Origin of the sequence: Acidicapsa dinghuensis (assembly GCF_025685685.1) — a bacterium.
Classification (GTDB): domain Bacteria; phylum Acidobacteriota; class Terriglobia; order Terriglobales; family Acidobacteriaceae; genus Acidicapsa; species Acidicapsa dinghuensis.
Map to the genome: position 1 here is coordinate 222,965 of NZ_JAGSYH010000006.1, position 23,550 is coordinate 246,514.

General features: G+C 55.7%; 24 protein-coding genes. 17 read left to right on the forward strand and 7 right to left on the reverse strand.

The annotated features are described in order from the left end of the window. Positions 1-18 precede the first annotated feature (18 nt). The 3 genes from purU to OHL22_RS19115 all read left to right on the forward strand — a co-directional run bounded on the left by purU (position 19) and on the right by OHL22_RS19115 (position 3,428). A complete protein-coding gene (gene purU / locus OHL22_RS19105; protein ID WP_263341010.1) occupies positions 19-948 on the forward strand; it encodes a formyltetrahydrofolate deformylase in 930 nt (309 codons plus the stop codon). Between the two features lie 140 nt (positions 949-1,088). Next, positions 1,089-2,135, forward strand: coding sequence for an LLM class flavin-dependent oxidoreductase (locus OHL22_RS19110; protein WP_263341015.1), 1,047 nt, complete (start codon positions 1,089-1,091; stop codon positions 2,133-2,135). A gap of 513 nt (positions 2,136-2,648) precedes the next feature. Continuing rightward, complete coding sequence (locus OHL22_RS19115) at positions 2,649-3,428, forward strand: AAA family ATPase (RefSeq protein WP_263341018.1); 780 nt, start codon at positions 2,649-2,651, stop codon at positions 3,426-3,428. Positions 3,429-3,461: 33 nt separating this feature from the next. Here OHL22_RS19115 and OHL22_RS19120 read toward each other — a convergent pair whose 3' ends face one another. Continuing rightward, on the reverse strand, positions 3,462-4,412 hold the full coding sequence (locus OHL22_RS19120) for a TrmH family RNA methyltransferase (protein WP_263341021.1): 951 nt from the start codon (positions 4,410-4,412) through the stop codon (positions 3,462-3,464). Positions 4,413-4,506: 94 nt separating this feature from the next. Between OHL22_RS19120 and OHL22_RS19125 the strand changes: the two genes are divergently transcribed. The 8 genes from OHL22_RS19125 (at position 4,507) to OHL22_RS19160 (ending at position 9,312) form a co-directional block, all read left to right on the forward strand. Continuing rightward, on the forward strand, positions 4,507-5,343 hold the full coding sequence (locus tag OHL22_RS19125; RefSeq protein ID WP_263341024.1) for an SPFH domain-containing protein: 837 nt from the start codon (positions 4,507-4,509) through the stop codon (positions 5,341-5,343). Beyond that, positions 5,343-5,894 (forward strand): hypothetical protein, encoded by a 552-nt coding sequence (locus OHL22_RS19130; protein WP_263341027.1) that lies wholly within the window; start codon positions 5,343-5,345, stop codon positions 5,892-5,894. The genes OHL22_RS19125 and OHL22_RS19130 overlap by 1 nt, the downstream gene beginning before the upstream one ends. Before the next feature lie 66 nt (positions 5,895-5,960). Continuing rightward, the gene (locus OHL22_RS19135) at positions 5,961-7,019 is read left to right on the forward strand and encodes a phytoene/squalene synthase family protein (RefSeq protein WP_263341030.1); all 1,059 of its coding nucleotides are present in this window, start codon (positions 5,961-5,963) and stop codon (positions 7,017-7,019) included. Between the two features lie 115 nt (positions 7,020-7,134). Then, entirely contained in the window at positions 7,135-7,536 is a 402-nt protein-coding gene (locus OHL22_RS19140; RefSeq protein WP_263341033.1) for an ArsR/SmtB family transcription factor, read from the forward strand. A 39-nt stretch (positions 7,537-7,575) separates the two neighbouring features. After that, on the forward strand, positions 7,576-7,974 hold the full coding sequence (locus tag OHL22_RS19145; protein WP_263341034.1) for a VOC family protein: 399 nt from the start codon (positions 7,576-7,578) through the stop codon (positions 7,972-7,974). A 31-nt stretch (positions 7,975-8,005) separates the two neighbouring features. Then, on the forward strand, positions 8,006-8,563 hold the full coding sequence (locus tag OHL22_RS19150) for an SRPBCC domain-containing protein (protein WP_263341037.1): 558 nt from the start codon (positions 8,006-8,008) through the stop codon (positions 8,561-8,563). Between the two features lie 32 nt (positions 8,564-8,595). Further along, positions 8,596-8,805 (forward strand): hypothetical protein, encoded by a 210-nt coding sequence (locus OHL22_RS19155; RefSeq protein WP_263341040.1) that lies wholly within the window; start codon positions 8,596-8,598, stop codon positions 8,803-8,805. Positions 8,806-8,889: 84 nt separating this feature from the next. Then, positions 8,890-9,312, forward strand: a complete 423-nt coding sequence (locus tag OHL22_RS19160) for a DUF1801 domain-containing protein (RefSeq protein ID WP_263341041.1) — start codon at positions 8,890-8,892, stop codon at positions 9,310-9,312. 17 nt (positions 9,313-9,329) lie between these two features. Here the strand turns inward: OHL22_RS19160 and OHL22_RS19165 are convergent, their stop codons facing one another. Beyond that, entirely contained in the window at positions 9,330-10,619 is a 1,290-nt protein-coding gene (locus tag OHL22_RS19165; protein ID WP_263341044.1) for a vWA domain-containing protein, read from the reverse strand. A 19-nt stretch (positions 10,620-10,638) separates the two neighbouring features. Further along, positions 10,639-12,213 carry a sigma 54-interacting transcriptional regulator gene (locus OHL22_RS19170; RefSeq protein ID WP_263341047.1) on the reverse strand — a complete coding sequence of 525 codons (1,575 nt, stop codon included), beginning with the start codon at positions 12,211-12,213 and terminating at the stop codon, positions 10,639-10,641. 248 nt (positions 12,214-12,461) lie between these two features. On the opposite strand from OHL22_RS19170, the gene OHL22_RS19175 reads away from it, so the two are divergent. Then, a complete protein-coding gene (locus OHL22_RS19175; protein ID WP_263341050.1) occupies positions 12,462-15,578 on the forward strand; it encodes a VWA domain-containing protein in 3,117 nt (1,038 codons plus the stop codon). Positions 15,579-15,587: 9 nt separating this feature from the next. Here OHL22_RS19175 and OHL22_RS19180 read toward each other — a convergent pair whose 3' ends face one another. After that, positions 15,588-15,899, reverse strand: a complete 312-nt coding sequence (locus OHL22_RS19180; protein WP_263341052.1) for a hypothetical protein — start codon at positions 15,897-15,899, stop codon at positions 15,588-15,590. Positions 15,900-16,438: 539 nt separating this feature from the next. On the opposite strand from OHL22_RS19180, the gene OHL22_RS19185 reads away from it, so the two are divergent. Then, complete coding sequence (locus OHL22_RS19185; protein ID WP_263341054.1) at positions 16,439-16,999, forward strand: acyl-CoA thioesterase; 561 nt, start codon at positions 16,439-16,441, stop codon at positions 16,997-16,999. Positions 17,000-17,041: 42 nt separating this feature from the next. Next, positions 17,042-17,881, forward strand: coding sequence for an Mrp/NBP35 family ATP-binding protein (locus tag OHL22_RS19190; RefSeq protein WP_263341056.1), 840 nt, complete (start codon positions 17,042-17,044; stop codon positions 17,879-17,881). Between the two features lie 74 nt (positions 17,882-17,955). Here OHL22_RS19190 and OHL22_RS19195 read toward each other — a convergent pair whose 3' ends face one another. From OHL22_RS19195 to OHL22_RS19205, 3 genes are all read right to left on the reverse strand, one after another. Continuing rightward, the gene (locus tag OHL22_RS19195) at positions 17,956-18,468 is read right to left on the reverse strand and encodes a nuclear transport factor 2 family protein (RefSeq protein WP_263341059.1); all 513 of its coding nucleotides are present in this window, start codon (positions 18,466-18,468) and stop codon (positions 17,956-17,958) included. 163 nt (positions 18,469-18,631) lie between these two features. Beyond that, the gene (locus OHL22_RS19200) at positions 18,632-19,606 is read right to left on the reverse strand and encodes a DUF1684 domain-containing protein (protein WP_263341061.1); all 975 of its coding nucleotides are present in this window, start codon (positions 19,604-19,606) and stop codon (positions 18,632-18,634) included. A 168-nt stretch (positions 19,607-19,774) separates the two neighbouring features. Continuing rightward, positions 19,775-20,080, reverse strand: coding sequence for an RcnB family protein (locus tag OHL22_RS19205; RefSeq protein WP_263341064.1), 306 nt, complete (start codon positions 20,078-20,080; stop codon positions 19,775-19,777). A gap of 251 nt (positions 20,081-20,331) precedes the next feature. On the opposite strand from OHL22_RS19205, the gene hrcA reads away from it, so the two are divergent. The 3 genes from hrcA to dnaJ all read left to right on the forward strand — a co-directional run bounded on the left by hrcA (position 20,332) and on the right by dnaJ (position 23,479). After that, complete coding sequence (gene hrcA / locus OHL22_RS19210; RefSeq protein WP_263341065.1) at positions 20,332-21,462, forward strand: heat-inducible transcriptional repressor HrcA; 1,131 nt, start codon at positions 20,332-20,334, stop codon at positions 21,460-21,462. A 137-nt stretch (positions 21,463-21,599) separates the two neighbouring features. Beyond that, positions 21,600-22,211: a nucleotide exchange factor GrpE gene (grpE, locus tag OHL22_RS19215; RefSeq protein WP_263341066.1), complete on the forward strand. Its 612-nt coding sequence runs from the start codon at positions 21,600-21,602 to the stop codon at positions 22,209-22,211. Between the two features lie 140 nt (positions 22,212-22,351). Further along, positions 22,352-23,479: a molecular chaperone DnaJ gene (gene dnaJ / locus OHL22_RS19220; RefSeq protein ID WP_396127118.1), complete on the forward strand. Its 1,128-nt coding sequence runs from the start codon at positions 22,352-22,354 to the stop codon at positions 23,477-23,479. The last annotated feature ends 71 nt before the right edge of the window (positions 23,480-23,550 follow it).

Genomic DNA, 23,550 nt, shown 5'->3' on the forward strand with positions numbered 1-23,550 from the left:
TCCGGTAAGCTGGATGCGATGCCTGATACCGATCGCAAACCTGAATTGACATCGAAAGCGAAGACTGAACCCGAAACGGCCGTTCTGCTCATCGACTGCCCAGATCGCAAAGGCCTTGTTGCTCGCGTCTCAGGCCTGCTCTACGGGCAAGGCGCCAACATCCTCCATGCCGATCAGCACCAGGACCACGAACTAGGCCTCTTCTTCATGCGTGTCGAGTGGTCTCCCGACAGCAGCGCCAATGCAGTATCTTCCACAGCTAATAACGACGTCATCTTCGCCTTCAAGCAATCCTTCCAGTCACTCGCGTCCGAACTGCAAATGCGTTGGCAACTCCATCGCTTCAGCCACAAGCCACGCGTCGCCATCTTCTGCTCGCAATATCTGCATTGCCTGGCCGATTTGCTCCACCGTCACAGCTCTGGAGAGTTGCCATGCGAGATCGCCATCATCGTCTCCAACCATCGTGAAGCCGAGCTCCTCGCCGCCTTCTACGGTATCCGCTTCGAACACATCCCCGTCACCCCAACGACTCGCGTAGACGCCGAACAGCAGCAGCGTGATTTGCTCGCCTCGCTCCAAATCGAGCTCGTCATCCTCGCCCGCTACATGCAGATTCTCACCGAGGATTTTGTCGCACGCTACCCGGCAGCCATCATCAATGTGCACCACTCATTCCTGCCCGCATTCATCGGCGCACGTCCCTATCATGCAGCCCACACCCGCGGCGTCAAGCTCATCGGAGCCACCAGTCATTACGTCACCACCGCGCTGGACGATGGCCCCATCATTGAGCAGGACGTAGCCCGCATTTCTCACCGCGACCAGGTTCCCGATCTAATCGCCCGTGGACGCGACCTGGAGCGCATCGTGCTCTCCCGCGCCGTTCGCTGGCATCTTGAACACCGCATCCTCTGCTACGGCAACAAAACAGTAGTCTTCGACTAACTAGGAGAGCGGGCATCACAAACGTGCGGATCTACGGTTTTCCGTCCACCGTTCATCTGTCCACTGTTTGCTCCACCTGAATCATTTTCCGGTCGTCGGCATCGAATTAGTTGTTGTAACAAGTATTTTGAGGATTCATCATGCAAATCGGTATCGACAGCTTCGCCGCCTCCATCCAAAACCCCGAAACCGGCGCGACAATCGCACCCACCGAGCGCTTGCGCAACCTCATCGAAGAGATCGAGTTAGCCGATCAGGTCGGCCTCGATATCTTCGGCGTCGGCGAGCATCACCGCGAAGAATTCCTCGATTCCGCGCCAACCATGATCTTGGCGGCCGCTGCGTCACGGACCAAGAACATTCGTCTTTCCAGCGCCGTCACAGTGCTCAGCGCCGCAGACCCTGTGCGCGTCTTCCAGGAGTTCGCAACGCTGGATCTCATCTCTAACGGCCGTGCCGAGATGGTCGTTGGCCGCGGCTCGTTCGTTGAGGCCTATCCACTCTTCGGTCTTAAGCTCGAAGACTACGAATCACTCTTCGTGGAAAAACTCGACTTGCTACTCAAGATCCGCGACAACCTCAAAATCGACTGGAGCGGCAAGCATCGTCCTGCACTGCACGACCAAGCCGTTTATCCTCGCCCTGTGCAGCAGGAGTTGCCGATCTGGATCGGCGTCGGTGGTACGCCGCAATCTTTTGCTCGCGCCGGCTATCTGGGCATGCCGTTGATGGTGGCGATTATCGGCGGACAGCAGCATCGCTTCCGTCCGCTGATTGACTTGTACCGTGAGGCAGGTGAGCGCTCCGGTTATGGGCCGGAAAAGCTCAAGGTTGGTCTGCACATGTTCGGCTTTGTCGGCGAAAGCACGCAGCAGGCAGCCGATGATTTCTATCCCGGCTACGCGACGATGATGAGTCAGATCGGCAAAGAGCGCGGCTGGCCCCCGATTACCCGTGCACAGTACGATGCTACTCGCTCGCCACATGGGGCTTTCCTTATCGGAGATCCGGAGGCTGTAGTTGAAAAGGTGCTCTATACCAATGAAGCGCTGGGAGGTGTTACCCGTCTGGATTTCCAGATGACTTCGGCGCATCTCGACCACAGCAAAATGCTCAAGGCCATCGAACTGCTGGGAACCAAGGTCGCACCAGCGGTACGCAAGGAACTGGCGACGGCATCGGTCTGAAATTGCTCCACGTGGAGCAATTTCAGGCTTTCGTTCTGTGCTGCAAATTGCTCCTCGTAGAACACTTTTGGCTGAACTGCGAAGGCTTTGGCGAGGTTTGTTGGAAGTCGCGTCTTTTCAGGCACTTCCAATTGCGTAAAATTTTGCCATTTTGTGCCTTGTTACAGCGAATGGGAATCGCGGCATTGTTCCACACGGAACGCAGTGGAGCAAATTTTCGTGTGACGCCAATCCGGGGCCGAGATAGGTGAAACCAAAGTATCAAAGGCAGGCATTGTGCTTAGTGGTTTCTCGGGCCTATCTCTTGAGACATTGGCCGTCTGTCGAGAGAATCAACCATTATTATGCGATCCCAATTTCGTAGAATGACTCGAACCATGAGCGGTTCAGCAGCCATACTGCGAGATCCAGGAAGTGACTAGCTCATTTTGCTGCCGCGAATGATTTGGAATGCACCGATAACTGAGGCCAAAGTTTCCCTGTCATGAGAAACTTTCGGGCAGGGACACGTCTTTGCTTAAGAAAATCTCATTGCTACGGGATCGGGTCGTTGATTGGAATCGTTACCCATTCACCGTACCAGCGATTCGTAACCTTACTGAAGTGAATCTTCACTCCCGTGTCTGTCTCTTTACCGGCGAAAACGGCACTGGCAAGTCGACCCTCATTGAGGCGATTGCCGCGCACTATGGTTTTGGCCGCGAAGGCGGAACTCGAAATTTCTGGAATAACAGTACGAGCAGCAATCACGTGATCGATCCGCTCGTCACAGCCTTAAGACTATCGTTCGACAAGCGTACTGGCGCTGGATTTTTTCTGAGGGCCGAGAGTTTCTTTAACACTGCTACCTGGATTGATGAAGACTCTGAGTCTGGCGGTCTCGGAACGCCGATTGTGTCATATTACGGCGGTAAGAGTTTGCATACGAGGTCGCACGGGGAGACGTTCTTTACTATCCTTGACCTAAAAATGAGGCGAAATGGCCTCTTTCTTCTGGACGAACCTGAAGCGGCTCTCTCTCCCCAAAGGCAGTTAGCCTTCCTAGTCCTTATAAGCGACACGATTAAGCGATGCTCGGATGCGCAATTCATCATCTCGAGTCATTCGCCTATTTTGCTGGGCTTTCCAGAAGCTCAAATCATTTCCTTTGATCGCGGTCGCGTTGAGGAGATTCCTTACGAACAAACAGATCCTTATCGCATCGTTCAGCGCTTTGTGAATGACCGCGAACAATGCATTCACGAGTTGCTTGCCGATCAGGAGCCTCAAAGAGAGCTGTTCGACGATCTTTGAGACTCCCAAGTTCACCGATTTTTGGTGACGAAATTAGTTCATTCGCAGTTGCACGGAAAGCTCAAAGAGCAACACGCCCGTGGCTACTGCGGCATTGATCGAGTCGGCACGTCCACACATCGGAATGCGAGTCAAAAAGTTAGATGCGCCCATGAGTACTTCAGAAAGTCTGTGCCGTTCGCTGCCGACCAACAGGACCGCTGGCCATCGGCTCCGAAGTGTTTTGTAGTCGAGCAGTCCGTGCGGAGAGGAACCGATCATCGAGACATGATGGGAGCGCGCCCAGTTCACCAACTCACGGCTTGTGCATTGTATTAGCCTCTGTGCGAATAGGGAACCCATCGTCGCGCGGACGCATCCTGGGTCCCAAGGGTCGATGCTTGGACCAAGCAGAAAAATTCCTTCGACTCCAGCTGCTTCTGCAGTGCGAATAATCGTTCCCAAATTGCCTGGCTGATCTACCGATTCGACAGCAAGCCAGAGTGCCTCCTGTCTGATCGGAGTGATATCAATAGAACTCCAGTGTTGTCTCAGAACCGCTCCAACGCCCTGTGGTTCAGCAGCGAGCGTGAGATCGCGATAGAGGGTTGGAGCAAGACGAATGCCTGGCGTACCTGCGCGCCTTAGTTTGCGCACCAGCTTTTGCCCGAAACGGTTGGAAAAGATGGAAGGATCGACGAAGAGTTGTTCGATTGGTGCGCTTTCTTCTACAGCGCGAGCCAAATGCCTTATACCTTCGATTAGATAGTTGCCTGTACGTTGTCGACCTTGGAAGGTTTGCAAGGAGCGAAGCCTGAGGTACTGGCGATCGCGGAGATCTGTTACTAGAGGGTATTCCTTTTCATGCATTTCCTCTTTGGTGGATAGGTCCACCGGCCATGTGTGTTTTCTTGCTAGTCGATTTTGACAAATGTCTTTAAGCAGCGCAAGAACATGATTCAAGATCCAAAAGATATACACTTCCTCAAAATGTACGAGTGCCATAGACTTGCACACTATCTGAATTCGGCATCGAGCTTGGCACACGCGCTGCGGCAAGGTATCCTTGCTGACGAAATCACACGTTTGAGGAGACTGCATGGCAATCACTCGCCAGGTTATTACTTCACTGCAAAACGGCACGGATTTGTTGGGTACCAGGAATCTCGCTGTCATCCTCGTGGATGAAAGCATCGTCTCCGGGTCGCTGCTTACTGTTGAAAGCAATCACTTCTGCGTGCTCAAGTCGCGCGGCGCAGTATTAAACGTGTATGAAACCGGGCAATATGCGCTTTCTACCCCCGACAAGCCGCTGCTCGGCTCAATTGCCCAGGGATTTTTCGGTGGTAATTCCCCTTGGGTCTTTGAGGTGATCTATATCAACCGATCCAAGTTGCTGGTGCGCAGCGAAGGCGTAGCCACCAGCGAAGAGATGGCTGAGATGGCCTATCAGGTTGATTACTACATTCATGTCGATACCCCGCAGGCGGCGCTTGATCTGATCACGCACATGCCATTCAACGGTGCGTTCATCGACGTGCGCCAGGTTGCGGAGTATGCGGGGCCGGCCATCGAGCAGTCCATCAATCAGATTGTCCAGGTTACAAAGATGGAGGACATCAACGAGCACATCAATGATGTGCGGGAGCTCGTTAAGAATCATCTGACCGACTTTTTGAAGGCTTATGGAATCACGCTCAACGATCTGAAGATTCTGATCATGCCCAAGGACGAGCGCATGCGCGAATTGATTTCGCTGCAGGCCATCGGCCTTACGCCAATCGAGGCAGTGCGCTACTATCTCGCGCTCAAGATGGCTGACAAGGGGTTGATTTCAGCGCCCAATGCAGCGGCTGGTGTTCCGTTCACTATCGGAGGCGGGACGACCGGAGTTTATTCTTTGGGCGACGACGTCAAACTGAGTGGTGAAAAATAGTGGCGGGCGAGGGATTTTACGACGCAGGCGCATTGCGGCAGATTGCGACCAATCTGTTTTATGGCTGGGGCTATAACTTCTACCGTGCCGAGAACCAGTTGCGCGCCGACGATCAGTTGGTACGCAGCCAGGCCGCAGCTCTGCTTGGCAATGCAATGGCAAGTGTGGAATCAGCGGAAAGTAACTACAGGCGCGAGTTTCTGCCGCCGCCTTCGCGCTCCAAACCATTTCCCGATGCTGTCGCGGTTGCTTCCGCGCAGAGCTTGGAGCGTCTCGGGCGATCGATCGGTGCGATCAAAGCAGCGTTGACGCACCAACCTGTACCGGAAAACGATCGCATGACGCAACGGTATCGAGAAGAGGCACCAACGCTGCAGCGGCTGATCGCAATTGATGAGCGTCTGGCGGGGCAGTGCGAACTGCTGCGCACGATGGTCAACCAAAAAGATGCCGATACATTGCTAACTCGTATGAAAGATCTTGAAGCAGGCATGGAAGCGATTCGGAGCACACTGCAAGATCGCGAAGCCGTTCTACTCGGCCGCTTATAGCACGGTTGGATTAGCAGGCCCCATCAAATGCGCTGTTTACAATAGCTTGTGGCTACCGCTCACCACATGACGTCAGCGCCTGACCGGTCTGAGCTTTTGGGACCGCTCTTAAAGGGCGTCTCACGCTCGTTTTATCTGACGATTCGCATTTTGCCGGTTGGCATGCGGGCTCCGGTTGGTCTGGCTTATCTTCTGGCACGCTCCGCCGACACCATTGCAGACACTTCTTTGATTTCTCCACAGAAGCGCATGCAGTTATTGCTTTCTTTACGCGAGCAGGTGAATGGTGTACCAGATGAAATTGCTTTACGCGCGATTCGAGAGGAAGTAGCCACGCAGCAGAGTGACTCCAAGGAGAAAGCGCTGCTGGAGTCATTAAGCTCTGCACTCACTCTGCTTAATGATCTCAATGCAGCCGATCGGGAATCTGTGCGAACGATCGTGAATACTCTCACGGAAGGCATGGAGTTCGATCTGAGGAATTTTCCGGATGAGTCCGCAGGACGGGTTGTCGCTCTTCAAGAATTAGCGGAGTTGGATCGTTACACATATCTGGTTGCCGGCTGCGTCGGCGAATTCTGGACCATCATGACGGCCCGGCATGTAGTCCGCGCGCTGAGGGATTCTGCGGAAAAGATGATCGATCGCGGTATCCGGTTCGGAAAGGCGCTGCAATATACAAACGTGTTGCGAGATTGCGGTAAAGATCTGCGCATCGGGCGTTGCTACTTACCGGAGACAATGCTTTCGTCTCACGGCCTGACGGTAAACGATCTACTTTCGCCCGGTGGTTCGCAATTGGCGCGACCGGTGCTATTGGAATTGATCAGAGAAGCGATGGAGCACTACAGACATGCCATCGACTACATCACTGCTTTGTCGCCGTGGTCGATACGTCTGCGTCTGGCATGTCTTTGGCCAGTGGCCATTGGACTGAACACCCTGGTGTTGCTCGCAGGCAATAATCGCTGGCTGGAGCCGGGGCACGCTTCCAAAATAAGAAGGAAAGACGTGTATCGCATCATGGCTGCATCGCTTCCTGTAGTGGCGTCCAATTCTGCGGTACGTACGTGGCTTGGGCGCTCCGTGCGGGCGCTTGAGTCCGCCATGGTTTCCAACCGCTAGTTATTACCGTTTCTCATTCAGGGCGAAATCTCAACGGCATGTAGATGATCACTATCGCTCAAATAGTTTAATTTATGCCTTGACGTGTATATGCGTTTACAGGTATATAAGAAGCGTGGAATCTATATTTGAAATTATCGCGGAGCCAAACCGTCGCGCGATCCTGAGTCTGCTGCTCTCGTCGGAGCAGTCAGTGGGTGAGATTGAGCGTCAGCTACGGATGCCGCAGACGACAGTGTCGAAGCATCTGCGTGTGCTGCGCGAGGCGGGGTTTGTGGATGCTACGGTGGATGCGCAGCGCCGCTTGTACCGGCTAAGGCCTGAGCCGTTGCAGGAACTAGATGACTGGATCGCTCCATTTCGCCGATTCTGGTCTGCGCATGTCGATGCTCTGGAACGCCATTTGGACCGTATGGATGCCATGGAAGCGATCGTACAAACGAAGCGTGCAACACCGGCTCACGTAACATCTGCGAAACGAACAAAACGATCTCTACTGCAAAAAAAGAAGAAGTAATGCGGGAGCGCCCGCAAATCTCACACTGAGGGGAAACCGATGAAGATCAAGTTGCTCACGATATACGTCAACGATCAGGAAAAAGCTCTGCACTTCTATACCGAAGTTCTTGGCTTTGTGAAGAAGGCCGACTACAGTAATGGACCGTATCGATGGCTCACGGTGGCCTCGGCAGAGGAGCCGGAGGGAACGGAGCTGCAACTGGCGCTCATCAACAATCCAGCAGCAGCTACTTTTCAGCAAGCTTTGTTCCAGCAAAACCAGCCCGCGGTGATGTTCTTCAGCGATAATCTGCAGGCAGATTTTGAGCGCATGAAAGCTGCTGGCGCTGAGTTCACCATGGCGCCGACCGACGTACAGTATGCCTGGAATGCCACAGTCAATGACACTTGCGGGAATCTTATTCAGTTAACACAGTTGAAACGCTGGCAGGGTTGAGACTGGCAACTGCTATCTGGAGGGAGAAAAGGTGAGCGATCACGAGCGGTATGTGCCTGGTCCGGCCAATGGAGCGCGTGTATTGAAGGACGGTGAGAAGTGGACGCTCGTTCTTGTGAGAGACCTGCGTCATTCGCCTGAGAAGGTGTGGACGGCATTGACCGATCCGGCGCATCTGCGTGAGTGGGCTCCCTTTGATGCGGATACGCACCTTGATCGGGAAGGTGCGGTGAATCTCACGTGGACTGGCACATCGCGAGTGACGGCTGCGCGTGTGACGCGAGTTGAGGCTCCGGCGGTGCTGGAGTTTCACGATATTCGATGGGAACTGGAGCCGCTTGGCCGTGGCACGCGCCTCACGCTGTGGCATAGCATTGACCACCGCTACGTTGTGTGGGGAGCCGCGGGTTGGCACATCTGTTTCGATGTTTTGGATCGTCTGCTTACGGATGATCCGTTAGGCCGCATTGTTGGCGCGGACGCGATGAAGTATGAGGGCTGGCAGCAATTAACTCGACAATATGCAGATCAGTTCGGAGCTACGTTGCCTGGTGATTCCTCTCGCGCAGCGCAAGGCAACAAACAATGACTCAGCAGTAAGACGCATTGGAGAGAGAAAGCATGAAGAGCTCTACAGTCCGATGGATTCTTCGCTGGATCCACATCATCTTTGCTATTCCGATCGTGGGTTACATTTACAGTCCGTTCGACATGGTACATTTCTACGCTGTGCCTACTCGATATTTCTTTGTGCCAGTAATTGTGCTTTCAGGGCTTTGGATGTGGAAGGGATATCTGGTGGTGAGGCTGTTTTCAAAGAAGCCCGCTTAATTGATTGCGCTAAGCCGATCAGAGCCGCAGACGGATGCATCTTGATCGGAGACAACGGTCATACAGATCGAGAGGGAGTTTGACATGAAAGAGACTGCTTCATCGGTATCAGCCTCGGTGCTCATTGATGAGCGAATCAAAGAGCTGGGTGACTGGCGAGGAAAGATGTTTGCGCGAGTGCGTTCGATCATTCATGAGGCCGACCCTGAAATCGTCGAAGAATGGAAGTGGATGGGCACTCCTGTTTTCTCGCACAGCGGGATTGTCTGCACGGGTGAAACGTATAAGAGCGTCGTCAAGCTCACGTTTGCCAAAGGTGCTTCGCTGCCCGATCCATCGAGGCTTTTCAACTCAAGCCTCGATGGAAACGCGAGGCGCGCTATCGATATTCACGAGGGCGAGAGGATTGACGAGAAGGCGCTGAAGGCTTTGATCCGCGCAGCGGTGGCGCTCAATCTTGAAAGCAAATCCAAGGCGAAGCGAACGAGTGCCAAAGCCGGCAAATAGAAAAGTTGCCGGCGTTGTTAGTGGACGGTCTTCATCTTGCGGTTGAGGAAGTCCATCATCAGGTAATTGCCCAGGGTTTGTGGTGTAGTGAAGTAGGCTTTGCCGCGGCACATAGCGCTGACTCGCTGCACAAACTGCACGAGGCCGGGATCGCTCGCGAGCATGAATGTGTTGATGAGGATGCCGGAGCGGCGGCAACGTGCGACTTCTTCGAGTGTTTCCGAGAGTACAAGCGGATCGAGGCCGAACGCGTTCTTGTAGATGCGTCCGTCGGGAAGAGTGAGCGCCGAGGGTTTGCCGTCGGTGATCATCACTATCTGGCGCATCTCTTTGCGCTGGCGGTTGAGAATGCTGCGCGCCATGCGCAGGCCTTCGCGGGTGTTGGTGTAATGCGGGCCGACTTTGACGCGTGCTAACTGCGAGACTGGAACTTCTTCAGCAGAGTCGTGAAAAAGAACGAGGTTCAAAGTGTCGCCGGGATACTGTGTGCGGATGAGGTGCGACAACGCCATGGCTACACGTTTGGCTGGTGTGAAGCGGTCTTCGCCGTACAGGATCATGGAGTGCGAGCAGTCGAGCATGACAACTGTGGCGCAGCTGGATTGATAGTCCGACTGCTGCACATGCAGATGCGGGTAGTCGACCTCGATGGGCCATACGCCGTGATGCTCGGAGGGTTCACCGGCACGCTCTTCATCCACCCACTTCTCGGCCTGCGCAGTGATGGCTGCAGCCAGTGTTGCATTTGCATCGAGATTAAGCGTGTCGCCGAATTCATAGGGGCGAATCGATCCGTTCGTTTCCACACCAGTGGCCTGATGTCGGGTGTCGTGACGGCCCGCGCTTGACCGGCCGAGTGAGCCGAGCAGATCGCGTAGAGTCTTGTAACCCAGAAAATCGAGCGACTTGTCGGTGACTTCAAATCGCGCTTGCCCTTGTCCTTCGCCATCGCTGACGGAGCCTGGCGTGTTCGACATACGCGCCGAATCCTGCGGTGCATCGATGCGAATGTAGTCCTGCTGCTCCATGCGGTGCATGAGCTGTTCTATGAGCTGATCGAGTTCGCCATCGGCATTCATCTGATCGATGCGGTCGCGCAGGTCCTGCTCGAAGTCGCCCATCTCCAGCGCCTGGCGCATGGCCTCGCGGAGATTCTCGAGTGTGTGCTCGTTCATCTCGGAGAACTGCATCCATGGGTTTTGAAAGCCCGAGTCGAGCATGTAGTCGGAGAGCTGCTGCATGAGATCTTCGAGGCTGATCTCGTCGGCCAACTCGCCGTTGTACTTGGTGTACCGGATTCGCTTCATCGGGATCTCCTGACAGGCGTTAATTAAAGCTGCCGCGGCGTCCGGAGCGGCGCTTCTGCCAATCCTCGTACTCTGGTTCGTCGTCGCTTGTGGCCTGACGCTGCTCGCGGCGTTGCGCGCGGTCGGGAGCAGTAAATCCGCGCTCTTCGCTGCGGCTCAGCTTCTTGTGCGCGTAGAGGCCTTCGAGCAGAAATTCAGCAGCAGCTACGATTTGCGCGGCGTACTCATTACCCTTGATGCGAACCGCGGATAGCTTATCCATCAGGCCCTGAATCTCGCGCAACTTTTCAAGGATGGCCGCTGAAGAGTCGGAATCGTCGATCTGCAATGCTCCGCCGATGTGGAACCATTGCTCAATCTGCTGCGTGTTTACCTCTGAAAAATATTTGTCGTAGACACGCGCAATGGCACTGCGGATGATTTCGCGAACGATGGTATCGGCGCCGCGTAACTCGCCTTCGTATTCGAGCTCGATCTTACCTGTGATACCGGGCAGTGCCGCGTAAAGATCGGTGATGCGTGGCACGATGAGCCGTTCACCATGAACGAGAGCACGGCGCTCTGCGTTGGAGATTACGAGTTCCAAAGTAGAAATGGGTAATCTCTGGCTCACGCCGGAACGCTTGTCTACGCGGCGGTCTTCACGAGCTAGAAAAGCGACCTGCTCTATGATCTCGCGCAGGAAGGGCTGCACATCCAGAGAGCCGGTGCTGCCCGGCACGCTGCCCCAGCCGCGATCGGTCCAGGCTTCCTGCTGTGTGATGGCGATGCCTTCTTCGACTGTCGCCGCGTAGTGCGTGCGGATTTCTGAGCCAATGCGGTCTTTGAGCGGCGTTACGATCTTGCCGCGCGCCGTGTAGTCTTCTGGGTTGGCGCTGAAGACGAGTGCCACGTCGAGAGCGAGGCGCACCGGATAGCCTTTGATCTGAATGTCGCCTTCCTGCAGGATGTTGAAGAGTGCGACCTGGATCTTGCCGGCGAGATCGGGAAGCTCATTGACCGCAAAGATGCCGCGATTGGCACGAGGCAATAGGCCATAGTGCATGGTCAAGTCGCTGGCAAGATCATGACCGCCACGCGCGGCTTTGATAGGGTCGAGATCGCCGATGAGATCGGCTACGGTTACATCGGGCGTGGCGAGCTTTTCAACGTAGCGATCATCGGGTGTCATCCACGCGATTGGTGTTGCTTCTTCCTGCTCGGCGATCAATCTACGGCAACGGCTGCAGAGCGGCGCGTAAGGGTTATCGCGGATCTCGCAACCGGCCACGTATGGCGTCAACGGATCGAGCAGTGTCGTGAGCGAACGCAGGATACGGCTCTTTGCCTGTCCGCGGAGGCCGAGCAGGATGAAATTCTGACGCGAAAGAATGGCGTTGGCTACTTGCGGGACGACAGTATCCTCGTACCCGACGAGCCCTTCGAAGATCGTTTCCTTGTCGCGCAGGCGGGTAATCAGGTTTTCGCGCAACTCGTCCTTTACGCTGCGATGCGCTAGCCTTGCCTCGGAATAGCGTTTGCTGGCGCGCAGCTCGCCCAATGTTTTCGGCAACGAATCGGAAGTACGGGATGAATGCGGGACGGTCTGGCTCATCTGGCCTCCGTTAGGAATGTTCTTAGAGTAGACGAAATGGGTCCCAGCGGGGTGAGGGCGGGACGAGCCTTGCCATTTGGTGAAAAACCACGCACTGCTTCTAGCAGATGCTCGCCAGTTGCAAACGCTACAAAGTTTCTCGGCTAAAACATCCCTGAAAAATCGTTTTTCCCCGATGGTAAAAGAGTTTGTCTCCCCTCAATGCGTGGATGTAGAGTGGCTGTGCGTTGAAAACGATGATCTTTTCTATGAGAAATAAGCTGGCGGTGCTGGGTTTGCTCGCGTTGACTGCGTCAGCGGCTTGTGCGGAAAAGAGATTGACGGTGCAGCAGCTCCAGGAGACGCTGCGTGCCGCACAACTGGCCCATCGCCCGGATGCTGAGGTTACACGCGACCTCGCTGCAATAGCGATGACTGAACGTATCAGTCCGGCCACGCTGACGACGCTCATTGCAGACAGTACGGGGGAAAAATCAACGGAAGCCCTGCGAGTTCTGGCGGATGGTTCTACCTTTCTTCCGCTTCCTGCCAGCGAGATTCCCACGCGGCCAACTCCTGATTTTTCTGCGCAGAAGGTGATCATGGGCCGCGTTGTGAACTATGTCGTCCATACGATTCCGCTCTTGCCGAATTTGATGGCGACACGCACTACAGAGCACTTCGCCGATATTCCGGACGCAAGGGCTCAGCAGGGTGAGGCCGTTTCCGGAGGTTTTTACAAGCTTGGCGCGATGCACACTACGATCGCATACCGCGATGGACGGGAAACTGACGATCCAACGGCGCAAGCCGAGGGCAGGCGTAAACCTTACGTTACGACGGGTCTTACGTCGTGGGGTGAATTCGGGTCTATCCTCAGCGTCGTGCTTCTGGATGCGGCGAAGGGTAAGCTGGGCTGGGACGGCTGGGTGACATGGAACGGCAAAAGTGCGGCCGTCTTTCGGTTCTCGGTGGACAGGGCAGCATCGCACTATACCTTGCAGTACCACAAGAGTGATCCCGGAGAACTGGTGAACAGCCACTATGCGTCGGATACCGGAGGAAGATCGGAGGGCGTTTCCACCGGTATCGTGAGCGATAACAACCCATTGGTAGTGCGTGAGACCGCCGGTTATCACGGCTCCTTTACGGTTGATCCTGAAACCGGCGTCATTCTGGAGATCAAGCTGCAGGCGGATCCCACGCCAGAAGACATGCTGCGGCGTGCCGATATCGCAGTGCAATACGGTTCGGTGGTGATTGGCGAGAAGACGTATTTCTGCCCTATTCACAGCATTGCTGTTTCGGCGGCGCTGGAGCCTCGCCAGACCAGCCCAATTTCTCCGATTGAAACAGTCAAAGAGTTGCAGCTCAACGATGTTACTTTCACCAGCTATCGACGTTTTGGTTCAGAGACCACTCTGGTTCTGAATGATGCAGATCAAGACAAGGCAGATCAAGGCAAACCCGACACGAGTACCGCGGCAACCGTCACAGAGCCAGCATCTGCGGAATCAGCATCTGAGAGCGCTTCTTCCACCTCAGCGCCGCCTTTGCCGAATTCGAGTGTAGCTGCTTCACCTGCACCGAGACCTGCGTCGGCCCAGCCTGTTGAAGCTCAAGAGATGTCGGTTAGCACTGCCGATTCGCTACCCTTGTCCTTTACTTCGGACACAACGCAGGCAGGCGCTACTACTCCATCTACAGACAGCGGTTTTAAGCTCCAGGTTACGACGCGGCTCGTCAACATAGGCCTGATCGCCACAGACAAACATGGAAAACCAGTTACTGACCTGAAACCAGATCAGATCGAGCTCTACGATAACGGACGCCCGCAGCAGATTGCGACCTTCGGTCATCTTCAAGACGATTCCTCAAAGCCGACGGCGTCTGCGACTCCACCAACTGACACATTTACCAACACCGGCTCCGCTTCTCCTTCGCTTGCGAATTCATCCGATCTGCTGATTCTCATGATTGATGAAAGCCATCTGCCTTTCCTCGACATCAACCGTGCACGCAGTGAAATGCTGCAGTTCCTCAAGATGGCGCACCCGAATACAAGACTCGCGATCTATTCCGTTAACGAGCATGGCTTTCGTGTCTTGCAGGATGTGACAACCGATCACGAATTCGCTGAGACTGCGCTGGCGAAATGGATGCCCTCTGCGGCGGGTCTTTCGCAAGCTGCAGAGATGGATCAGCGGAATCGTCAGCAGTTCGACACTGTCCGCAATCCGGAAGACCTGAATATGGTCAATGGCAATCACATCGATGTGCCGGATGCCATGCATTCTGCAGATCCGCAATTGCGGCAGCTTGGAGATAATCCTCTCGGACTGTCGCTGATTTCGATGATTGCGCTTGCGCAGCACTTCGGCTCGATGCAGGGACACAAGACATTGGTTTGGATCTCTGGAGACAGCGCACTGTACGATTGGCGCGACCAACAGCCAAACATAGAACGCACGGTAAGCACACTTGATGCAGCGATACAGCACGCACGGGACGCGCTGAACGAGGCGCACATCTCACTCTATGCAGTAGATGCTTCGATTTTGGACACGGGTGGCGCCGCTGTCGATCCTTCTCTTGCTAATGCTCAGGTGCAATTGAATCCTGTGGCTTCGGCAAATTCAGCGCCCGGCGGTAGTAACAATCGCGGAGTGACACCTGGAGGCCGAGTCGCGGAGCAGATGCAGGTGAATACACACGATATCCAGCCTTCGGTGCGGCTCCTGGCTGAGTCAACTGGAGGGCGGGCGATCAACAAAGGCAGCGATCTTGAGAAGACTCTCGACAGCATCATGCAGGAGAGCGTAGCGCTGTATGAGATAAGCTTCAGGCCTGATATGCCTGCTGATAATAAGTTCCACACGCTGCAGCTCAAAGTGAAAGGAAGGAAAGACGTCCGCCTGCGTTACCGCACCGGATACATGTACGGCGAAGAGGCCACGACGGCGAAAGAGCGTTTTCAGGAGGCGGTGTGGAGGCCGCAAGACTTAAACGGCATTCAGCTTTCGGCTGAGCCGGTAAAAGCTGCGGATGCGCCGGGCGGCAAACCAACGATCCGGCTGCGTATTGCGTTATCCGGATTAGGTTTGAAGCAGGAGCAACAAGGTGCAGACGTGGCTCGCTGGACCGACAAGCTCTATATCTTCTTGGCGCAGCGTGATGACGGCGTGCGCAAGGCGCAGGTTTCGGGAGACACGCTGCAGCTTGCGCTTAAGCAAGCCACTTACGACAGCGGTATGCCCGCCGGCATTCCTTATCAGCGCGAAGTGGATTCGCTGTCGAAGCTTGGCTCGATCCGGGTGGTCGTCATTGACGCCAACACAGGCCGGATTGGATCGGTCACAATGCCGTCGTCCGCACTGCAGCCTTAAGTGGAAGCGCTAACGGTCCAGTTCGTCGAGCATGGCCTGCATCTCGCTCTGCGCGTGCGTATTGCCGGTTTTCTTTGCGCTGGCGATGCCTTCCCTGAGCCGGGCTATCGCTTCGGGAGTGCGCTCGGCCTTGGCAAGCGTCTGCGCCGCCATGAAGTAGCCGGCGGTGTACTCGGGGTGGTCGGTGAGCAGGGTATTGAACTCGGCAACCGAGGTTTCAATCTCGCCGCGATTTGAGTATTCGAGCGCGAGTCCGTAGCGGGCAAAAGCGTTGCCCGGCTCCATCTCAAGAATTTCTTTCAGTGCTGCAACTTTGTCCATATCCCTCAACGTAATTGCAAAGATAAGCTTTCAAGAATAAACAGGCTCTACGCTCTCTATTGCAGCTGACCTGCAGTAGAAGGAGATCGCCTCATTTTCGTAATCAAACACTTCGAGCCCGATGTTTTCTAATTGCCTATCGGAAACATCAGCGATATCGAGACCACAAAGATACCTGTAACCAAACTCACTGACCTTGAGTTGTACGACATTCTCGAACCTGATCGAAATACGGTAGTTGTCGCTTGACTTCTGCGATTCCAAGACCAATGTCAACGAGTAAGTAGGGAAATCGAATGACGACTCATCCTCTGCATGGATAAATGAACATACCTTCGTGAACTCCAATAAGGACTCGCGGCCGGTTAAGTCACGCAGCTTTGCAATTCCACTTACAACGGCAGGCAACATGTTGTACCAAATAGCAAGAATTTGCGTAATCGAGCGCGACCGCCGAAACTGGAATCAGCCCTCCCGGCAATCGCACTGCTCTCAGTGTAGATGGTTCGCGGGCGGCATACGGAAGAGGCAAGAGAAGCATGATCGAATCTCAGACCAAGACAGCGGTGCAGGTCACGCCGCACTCTCGCACAGTCTCTGAGTCGCAATCGGAGATGACGGAGATCATTCTGCCCAACGATACGAACACGCTGGGTAATCTGCTTGGCGGCCGCCTGATGCACTTTATCGACTTGGTGGGAGCGATGGCAGCGTATCGCCACGCGCGCACGCATGTCGTCACCGCTGCCATGGACCACATCGATTTCATTCAGCCCGTGCACGTCGGCGATCTGCTCATTCTCAAGTCAAGCGTCAACCGCGCGTTTTCCAAATCGCTTGAAGTCGGTGTCAAGGTCTGGGCTGAGAGCTTTCAGCAGGGTACGCACCGGCATGTGGCCAGCGCTTATTTAGTTTTCGTCGCAATTGATGCCAATGGCTACCCGGTGCGCGTTCCCGAGCTTATGCCTGAGACAGCGGATGAACTACGCCGTTACGAGGGCGCACTGCGACGCCGCGAAAATCGCGAGCGCGAATCGGAGCGGCGCAAACACGAGAAGCTCGCGCCTCCGGTCGAGGGAAGCGTTCGGCCTGGCAGGTAGCCACGAAACCACATCAACACTTTTACAAGAGAAAGAATCGTCATGGCTCACGGACCTACACACGGAATTCCCCAGGCGCCGCTTCCACTTCCTGGCGTCAGCAAAATCATTGCAATCGGCTCAGGCAAAGGCGGAGTCGGTAAAACCACCGTTTCGGTCAATCTCGCTATTGCGCTTGCCCGCGCGGGACAGAAGGTTGGTCTGATCGACGCCGACATCTACGGCCCCAACATTCCGCTGATGATGGGCTCAAGCGCGCAACCCCGAGTGGGACCGCAGAACCAGATCATCCCCAACTTTACGCATGGCGTGAAGACCATCTCCATCGGTTACATCTCGCCCGGTGACAAGCCGATGGTTATGCGTGGGCCGATGCTGCACCAGATCATCCGGCAATTTCTGCAGCAGGTGGAGTGGGGCGAACTCGACTATCTGCTGGTCGATCTGCCGCCTGGCACAGGCGACGTGGTCATTTCGCTGGTGCAGACGGTTCCGCTCACGGGCGCGGTTGTTGTTTCCACGCCCAGCGACGTGGCGCTGCAGGATGGGCGCAAGGCGCTGGAGATGTTCTCGTCGGTTAATGTCGAAGTGCTTGGCATGGTTGAGAACATGAGCCACTTCACCTGCCCGCATTGTCATCACGAGATCGACATCTTTGCCAAGGGTGGCGCGGAACGTACTGCGCTGCAGTTTAATGTGCCGTTTCTCGGCTCGGTGGAGCTGGCTTCGTCGATTCGCGAAGGCGGCGACCGCGGCATGCCGATCGCTCTCGCCGGGCCGGAATCACCATTGGCTGCGGAGTTTTACGAGATCGCGCGCAAGCTGCAGGAGAACGCCGAAGAGGCAGCGGAACGCGGCGGCGATGTGATCGAGATCAGCTAGGGAATCGGGCACACGCGCCGAGCAACACGTGCCGGGTTTCCTTGCTGCTTAAACAAGGGCCATCTCGCGATGGCTTATTTCCCTGCCTCGGTATGCTGCGAATACAGCGCACGCCAGCGGCCATCCCGATACACAAACACGTCACAGGACATGACCGGTTTCGGGACGGCGGGCTTGTCCAGCGAGAATGTCAGGATCGCAGTGTCTCCCGTGATCTTGACATTGATCAACTGCGGATGGGCAGTGCGCCACTTCTCGATGGCGGCTGCCCGTTCCGGCGAATTAACGTTCCTACGTGCGTTGGCAATGATAGCGGCCTTGTCATGTGTGCTGCCGTCTGAACTGATCGAGCGATACTCAGGCAGCAGCAACGCATCGATAAACGCCGTATCGCCAGACTCCTCAGCCTTGTCCCATCTTTTATCATCCGCAATTACCGCTGCCTCGGTGTGAGGTTCAACCGTATTCGATCCCTCGGCTCGAACGACTTTAGCGTTCGCTGTCCACAGCCAGAAGAGCATTACTGCCGCGGACAGGATCGAAACAGGTATCGATAACTTTGGCAGAGTTCGTTCAAGTCTTGGCATAGCAGATATCTACCTCACGATGGGTATATTGTAAATTTTGATTTAATTCGCGATGAATCGTTTGCCGACGACATGGCATTAGGGTGCTACGATACTTCGGTCTGCAACTGCGAATTTCCGATACACAGGGCTCAGCTCACCAGCGAAAAGTCTGGAGTCTCTTCTAATGCGTATAACGCTCTTCGCCCGCGGGAATCGCAATCGCCAGCCGGTTTATATATGGCGGTAGCGGGCAGGTTGCATACGGCGTGTAAGCGCACGGCGGGTTCTGCAGGCGGTTAAAGTCCAGCACAATTGTTCCCGGCTTATCAAGGCCGTTGGAGGGGAACTCGGCGTACAGGAAGCGCGAGGCCTGATATGTCGTGGTGTGGCTCGTTGCGTCGCGAAGGATGAAGAACAACTCCTTCGAGTTTGGCGACTCGAGCACCGGCTCAACCTGGACTGTTTTGCCGTTCAGCGTGAACTCGGCCAGCCCGGGTGCTTGCAGATTCAGTACAGTGCCGATGACCGTTGGAATCTGCTCGGTATGTGGTGGGTTGAACGGAAGCCACTTCGCCGTGATGCGGTATTTGGCTTCAATTGGATACCAGTGCAATCCGCGGAAGTTGGTGCGCGTAGGCGAATCCGAATCCTTGATGCGCAGCGCAAACCGTTCGCCGCGATGCAGCACTACCAGGTGCAGATTGTTCGTAGCCAGCGACGATGGCCTGCCGTCGTCGGATGCGAGCGGGGACTCATGCGCGGGAGCACCGTCCAGCGTGAGCTCTTTCGGAAATCCTCCGGTTGGAGGCAGCAGTTTGAGCTGGCTTCCATCCACTTGAATGATTCCCAAATGTTCCGGCGCGTGACCCTTGAGCCGGATCGTGTTATCGGCAGCGCCTCCGAGTGAATTTGCTCCCGGCTTCAGCCACTCCAGACCAACCAGCGTCAGCCATCCATCGGGAGCGGAAAGATTCTTAGCTCGATCGACACGCCATTGCTGATCGGCGCGCAGATCAGCCGAGTCAGTTGCGGAAGCAGCGTGCGCGATGATCGTTCCACAACACACCAGACCCGTCAGTAAACCCGAAAAGAGGCGTTTTACCAAATTGCGCCCTTGTAAAGGCGCCGGGAGTGTTGTGGAATCGATAGGCGTCATGAGACCTATCGTAAATCCTGTTCACCGTCCTAAGAGCTGTGACGAAGAGATGTTGACTATGGGTTATGGGGTCATCGGAGGAGCTTTTGAGTCCTGAGTGCGAAAAGCCGCTGGAACAGGAAGTTCCAGCGGCTCGACTGACTCTCAAACGTCAGCCCAGGGCGTCCTCTAGTGAACAGTTGAAGCGACGACGGTTGACACGATTACTCCTGTGGCGACTGCGGCGAGCACATAGTTGCCATCCACCAGCCGCCATTCATAACCGCGACGTGGGGGTGATAGATGGTACTGCCGGTAGTCGATTTTGTCCCCACGGTTCCAGTCTTCCTTCTTGATGTGTTCGCCTTTTCTCCATTCATCATGCCGCACGTACTGATGATTGTCGTGATGGTCCTGAGCGAACGCAAAAGAGGTTCCGGTACTCAGCGTTACCGCCAACAGGGAAAGACCTACTGCCTTTCGAAAGTTGCCCATACATTCTCCTCATCTTCTGGTTGGGATCTTCCAGTAAAACGTTAGGGTTGGATTCAAGGTGGCGGCGCAATGTTGTTTCACGATGCTTGCGTCGGTGTTAACAAATGCACATCTCTGGAGAGCGAAACTCCGAACTGACAGACGGAGGCCAAGAACGGAAAGACCCGCATTCTTGACACTCAAATTTCTCGTTTTACAATGAATATGGGTAGCTAGACGTTGCAATTGTAGATAAGCGCAATGAAAACAGCATGTTACCGGCAGGTATCGGAATGCAGGAGTACCGCGTCAGCCCGCGCGAGCGGCTGGTGCTCAGCACCATCATCGATCTCTACGTCGCGACCGGGGAGCCGGTTTCGTCGCAGGCCGTCGCGCGCCTTTTCGAGAATCGAGAGGGTTTGAGTTCCGCGACAGTTCGTAATGTGATGGCGGCTCTTGGTGAGGCCGGTCTGCTTGATCAGCCGCATACCTCGGCTGGCCGCGTGCCCACTCCGCTGGCCTTTCGCTATCACGTCGCGCAGTTGCAGCAATCTGCACACAGCGGCAGCCCGGCTGCGGCAAACCTGAGCGACGAGCGGCGAGAGCAGATCGAGGACAGCTTCTCGGGCATCACCTCGCCATTGCAATATCTGGAGCGCACCTCGCACGTCCTTGCTGCCCTTTCCAGTGGTCTTGGAATCGCCGCAGCGACGTCTCCAATCCAGCAGTTTCTGGAGCACATTCATTTTTCCCGGCTATCGGCAGGGCGGGTGCTGGCAGTGCTGGTCACACGAGCCGGCGCGGTGCAGGATCGTTTGCTGGCGCTTGACCGCGACCTGAGCTACGACGACCTCGAACTTGCTGCTCGCTATCTCAACGAAAACTTCCGCGGCTGGCCGATGGAGCGGATTCGCACAGAAGTGACGCGCAGGATTGAAGCAGAGCGTGCGGAATACCAGCAGCGATTGCGCGCTCTTGAAGATCTCTGCCGTCAAGGTGCGCTGGCTTCTGATCCGGCTACGCCAACCATTTATGTGGAGGGGATGGCCAATCTGCTCGCTGGAGAGCTGGATCGCGAGCGCCTGCGCCAGATGCTGATCGCACTCGAAGCTAAGCAGCAGCTTGTAGAGCTGCTCAACGCCTATGTCGATGCCCGTCAACACGATGTGCGCGTAATTGTCGGTCTGGAGGGGCAGTCCATACCCTCCATGCCCGAGTTGGTTCTAATTGGCGCCCCGGCCCGAATCGGCGCGGAAAACATGGGTACGGTTGCGGTTATCGCCCCTACACGCATGCAGTACCGTGAGATGATGCAGGCCGTCAGCTACATCGCCCGGCTTTCGGATCGCGTCTTCTCCGAACGTCTTGCGGCAGACCGGATCACCGACGTGCCCCCTCAGTAAGTATCAGTTTTGTAAAAAGCTTCCTCAGTCCTCGTCTTTGCGCGCTCAAAAGGCGACAGAGGCCTCAGACTGAATACAACATGGCGCAATTATTTGACATGATCCGCAACCGAGCGGAACGCATCAGATGGAGTAGCATGGCAAAGCACAAAGAAGAATCAACGATTGACCAAACCGCAGAGCCCAATGAGCTTACGGTTGTCGATTACCCCGAAGAAGCAAAAGAGGCAGCCGAAGCACAAAAGGCAGAGGCCGCACAGAATGGTGACGCCGCCGCGACCGTCAGCGCTGATGAATTTGCCGCGTTGAAAACGGAGCGCGACAACCTGCTTGATCGCCTGGCGCGCCTGCAGGCTGAGTTTGACAACGCCCGCAAGCGTCAGGAGCGCGAAAAGCAGGAGTTCCGCGACTACGCCACTGGCAACGTCGTCGAGCAGTTTTTGCCCGTTCTCGATAATTTTTCGCTCGCGCTCAAGGCTGAGGGCTCAGCCGAGCAACTTCGCACCGGCGTCGAGCTCATCGTGAAGCAGATGGACGAGGTGCTCCGAGGTCTCCAGGTGCAGGCCATTCCGACGGTCGGGCAAGAGTTCGATCCCCGCGTTCACGAGGCGCTTGGATCGGTGGAACGGAATGACCTTCCGGATCACTCTGTAGCCGAGGAGATTCGCAGAGGCTACAAGATCCGCGAGCGCCTGCTCCGCCCGGCGATGGTGCGTGTTGTCTCCAATCCGCAGCAAACCGAGGCGTAGGACCGAACCTGTGGACAGCAGGCAGGAACGCGAACGGCAAAATTCACGTAAGAACGAAAGCAGGCGCTTGATTCCTGGCGACCTGCTTCAGCATTCGCCCTTTACCGGGACCGCAGGAATCAGCGAGTGACCGACATACAATGGCAACCAGGAACACTGTGAGCAAAGCAGATTACTACGAGGTACTAGGGGTATCCCGCAGCGTCACTGAGGTAGAGCTGAAAACCGCCTACCGCAAGCTGGCTATGAAATACCACCCCGACCGTAACCCCGGCGACAAGGAAGCAGAAGAGCGATTCAAAGAGGCCAGTGAGGCTTACGGCGTGTTGTCGGATGCCGACAAGCGCGCCGCCTACGATCGTTTCGGTCACGCCTCCACGAGCGCAGGCTTCGGTCAGGGGCCGTTCGCGGGTGCTGCCGATCTTGGCGACATCTTTGGCGACCTCTTTGGAGAGATGTTCGGAGGTGGTGGCCAGCGACGGGGCTCCCGCGTTCAGCGCGGCGAAGACCTGCGCTACGACATCACCATCGAGTTTGAAGACGCCGTCTTCGGCAAGGAAACCGAGATCAAGGTTCGCCGCCGCGAAAGCTGCGAAACCTGCCATGGTACCGGCACCACCTCGGGTCGTGGTCCCTCGGTCTGCTCACAATGCCAAGGGCGCGGCCAAATTCGCTATCAGCAGGGCTTCTTCTCAGTGGCCCGTACCTGCAGCGCTTGCAATGGCTCGGGCACGGTCATCACTGATCCCTGCTCCGTTTGCCGCGGCGAGACGCGCGTGCTGCGCGATTTTCCGATGAAGGTGAAGATTCCCGCCGGCGTCGAAGATGGCACACGCATTCGCTACTCCGGCGAAGGAGAAGCTGGACGCTTCGGCGGACCGCACGGCGACCTCTACGTTGTCCTGGGCGTGCGTGGGCACGATTTCTTCGAGCGCGACGGCTACGACCTGCATTGTGTCGTGCCAATCTCATTCCCGCAGGCCGCTCTTGGCGCGGAGATTCCAATTCCGGCGCTCGAAGGTGAAGTCACTCTGCGTGTTCCCGAAGGCACGCAGACTGGAAAAGAGTTTCGCATTCGCAATCAGGGTGTACCGCATTTGAACGAAAGCGGCCGCGGCGACCTGATCGTGCAGGTGATGGTGCAGACACCTAAGAAGCTCTCCCGCACGCAGCGTGAGCTCGTGCGCCAACTCGCGGACAGCATGGAGATCGAGAACAAACCTGCCTCGCGCAACATGATCAGCAAGATGAAGGATCTCTTCACTTAGAGCAGAGCCTGGTCCCAGCTGCATATTCCAGCCTTGAAAACAAAAAAGCCCTGGCAACCACGGTTGCCAGG

Excerpts from the sequence above, each read along its gene's own strand:
- purU (WP_263341010.1), top strand. The coding sequence starts at position 19 with ATGCCTGATACCGATCGCAAACCTGAATTGACATCGAAAGCGAAGACT.
- OHL22_RS19110 (WP_263341015.1), top strand. The coding sequence starts at position 1,089 with ATGCAAATCGGTATCGACAGCTTCGCCGCCTCCATCCAAAACCCCGAA.
- OHL22_RS19120 (WP_263341021.1), bottom strand. The coding sequence starts at position 4,412 with ATGGCACTCGTACATTTTGAGGAAGTGTATATCTTTTGGATCTTGAAT.
- OHL22_RS19125 (WP_263341024.1), top strand. The coding sequence starts at position 4,507 with ATGGCAATCACTCGCCAGGTTATTACTTCACTGCAAAACGGCACGGAT.
- OHL22_RS19135 (WP_263341030.1), top strand. The coding sequence starts at position 5,961 with ATGACGTCAGCGCCTGACCGGTCTGAGCTTTTGGGACCGCTCTTAAAG.
- OHL22_RS19145 (WP_263341034.1), top strand. The coding sequence starts at position 7,576 with ATGAAGATCAAGTTGCTCACGATATACGTCAACGATCAGGAAAAAGCT.
- OHL22_RS19155 (WP_263341040.1), top strand. The coding sequence starts at position 8,596 with ATGAAGAGCTCTACAGTCCGATGGATTCTTCGCTGGATCCACATCATC.
- OHL22_RS19160 (WP_263341041.1), top strand. The coding sequence starts at position 8,890 with ATGAAAGAGACTGCTTCATCGGTATCAGCCTCGGTGCTCATTGATGAG.
- OHL22_RS19165 (WP_263341044.1), bottom strand. The coding sequence starts at position 10,619 with ATGAAGCGAATCCGGTACACCAAGTACAACGGCGAGTTGGCCGACGAG.
- OHL22_RS19170 (WP_263341047.1), bottom strand. The coding sequence starts at position 12,213 with ATGAGCCAGACCGTCCCGCATTCATCCCGTACTTCCGATTCGTTGCCG.
- OHL22_RS19175 (WP_263341050.1), top strand. The coding sequence starts at position 12,462 with ATGAGAAATAAGCTGGCGGTGCTGGGTTTGCTCGCGTTGACTGCGTCA.
- OHL22_RS19180 (WP_263341052.1), bottom strand. The coding sequence starts at position 15,899 with ATGGACAAAGTTGCAGCACTGAAAGAAATTCTTGAGATGGAGCCGGGC.
- OHL22_RS19185 (WP_263341054.1), top strand. The coding sequence starts at position 16,439 with ATGATCGAATCTCAGACCAAGACAGCGGTGCAGGTCACGCCGCACTCT.
- OHL22_RS19190 (WP_263341056.1), top strand. The coding sequence starts at position 17,042 with ATGGCTCACGGACCTACACACGGAATTCCCCAGGCGCCGCTTCCACTT.
- OHL22_RS19195 (WP_263341059.1), bottom strand. The coding sequence starts at position 18,468 with ATGCCAAGACTTGAACGAACTCTGCCAAAGTTATCGATACCTGTTTCG.
- OHL22_RS19200 (WP_263341061.1), bottom strand. The coding sequence starts at position 19,606 with ATGACGCCTATCGATTCCACAACACTCCCGGCGCCTTTACAAGGGCGC.
- OHL22_RS19205 (WP_263341064.1), bottom strand. The coding sequence starts at position 20,080 with ATGGGCAACTTTCGAAAGGCAGTAGGTCTTTCCCTGTTGGCGGTAACG.
- hrcA (WP_263341065.1), top strand. The coding sequence starts at position 20,332 with ATGTTACCGGCAGGTATCGGAATGCAGGAGTACCGCGTCAGCCCGCGC.
- grpE (WP_263341066.1), top strand. The coding sequence starts at position 21,600 with ATGGCAAAGCACAAAGAAGAATCAACGATTGACCAAACCGCAGAGCCC.
- dnaJ (WP_396127118.1), top strand. The coding sequence starts at position 22,352 with ATGGCAACCAGGAACACTGTGAGCAAAGCAGATTACTACGAGGTACTA.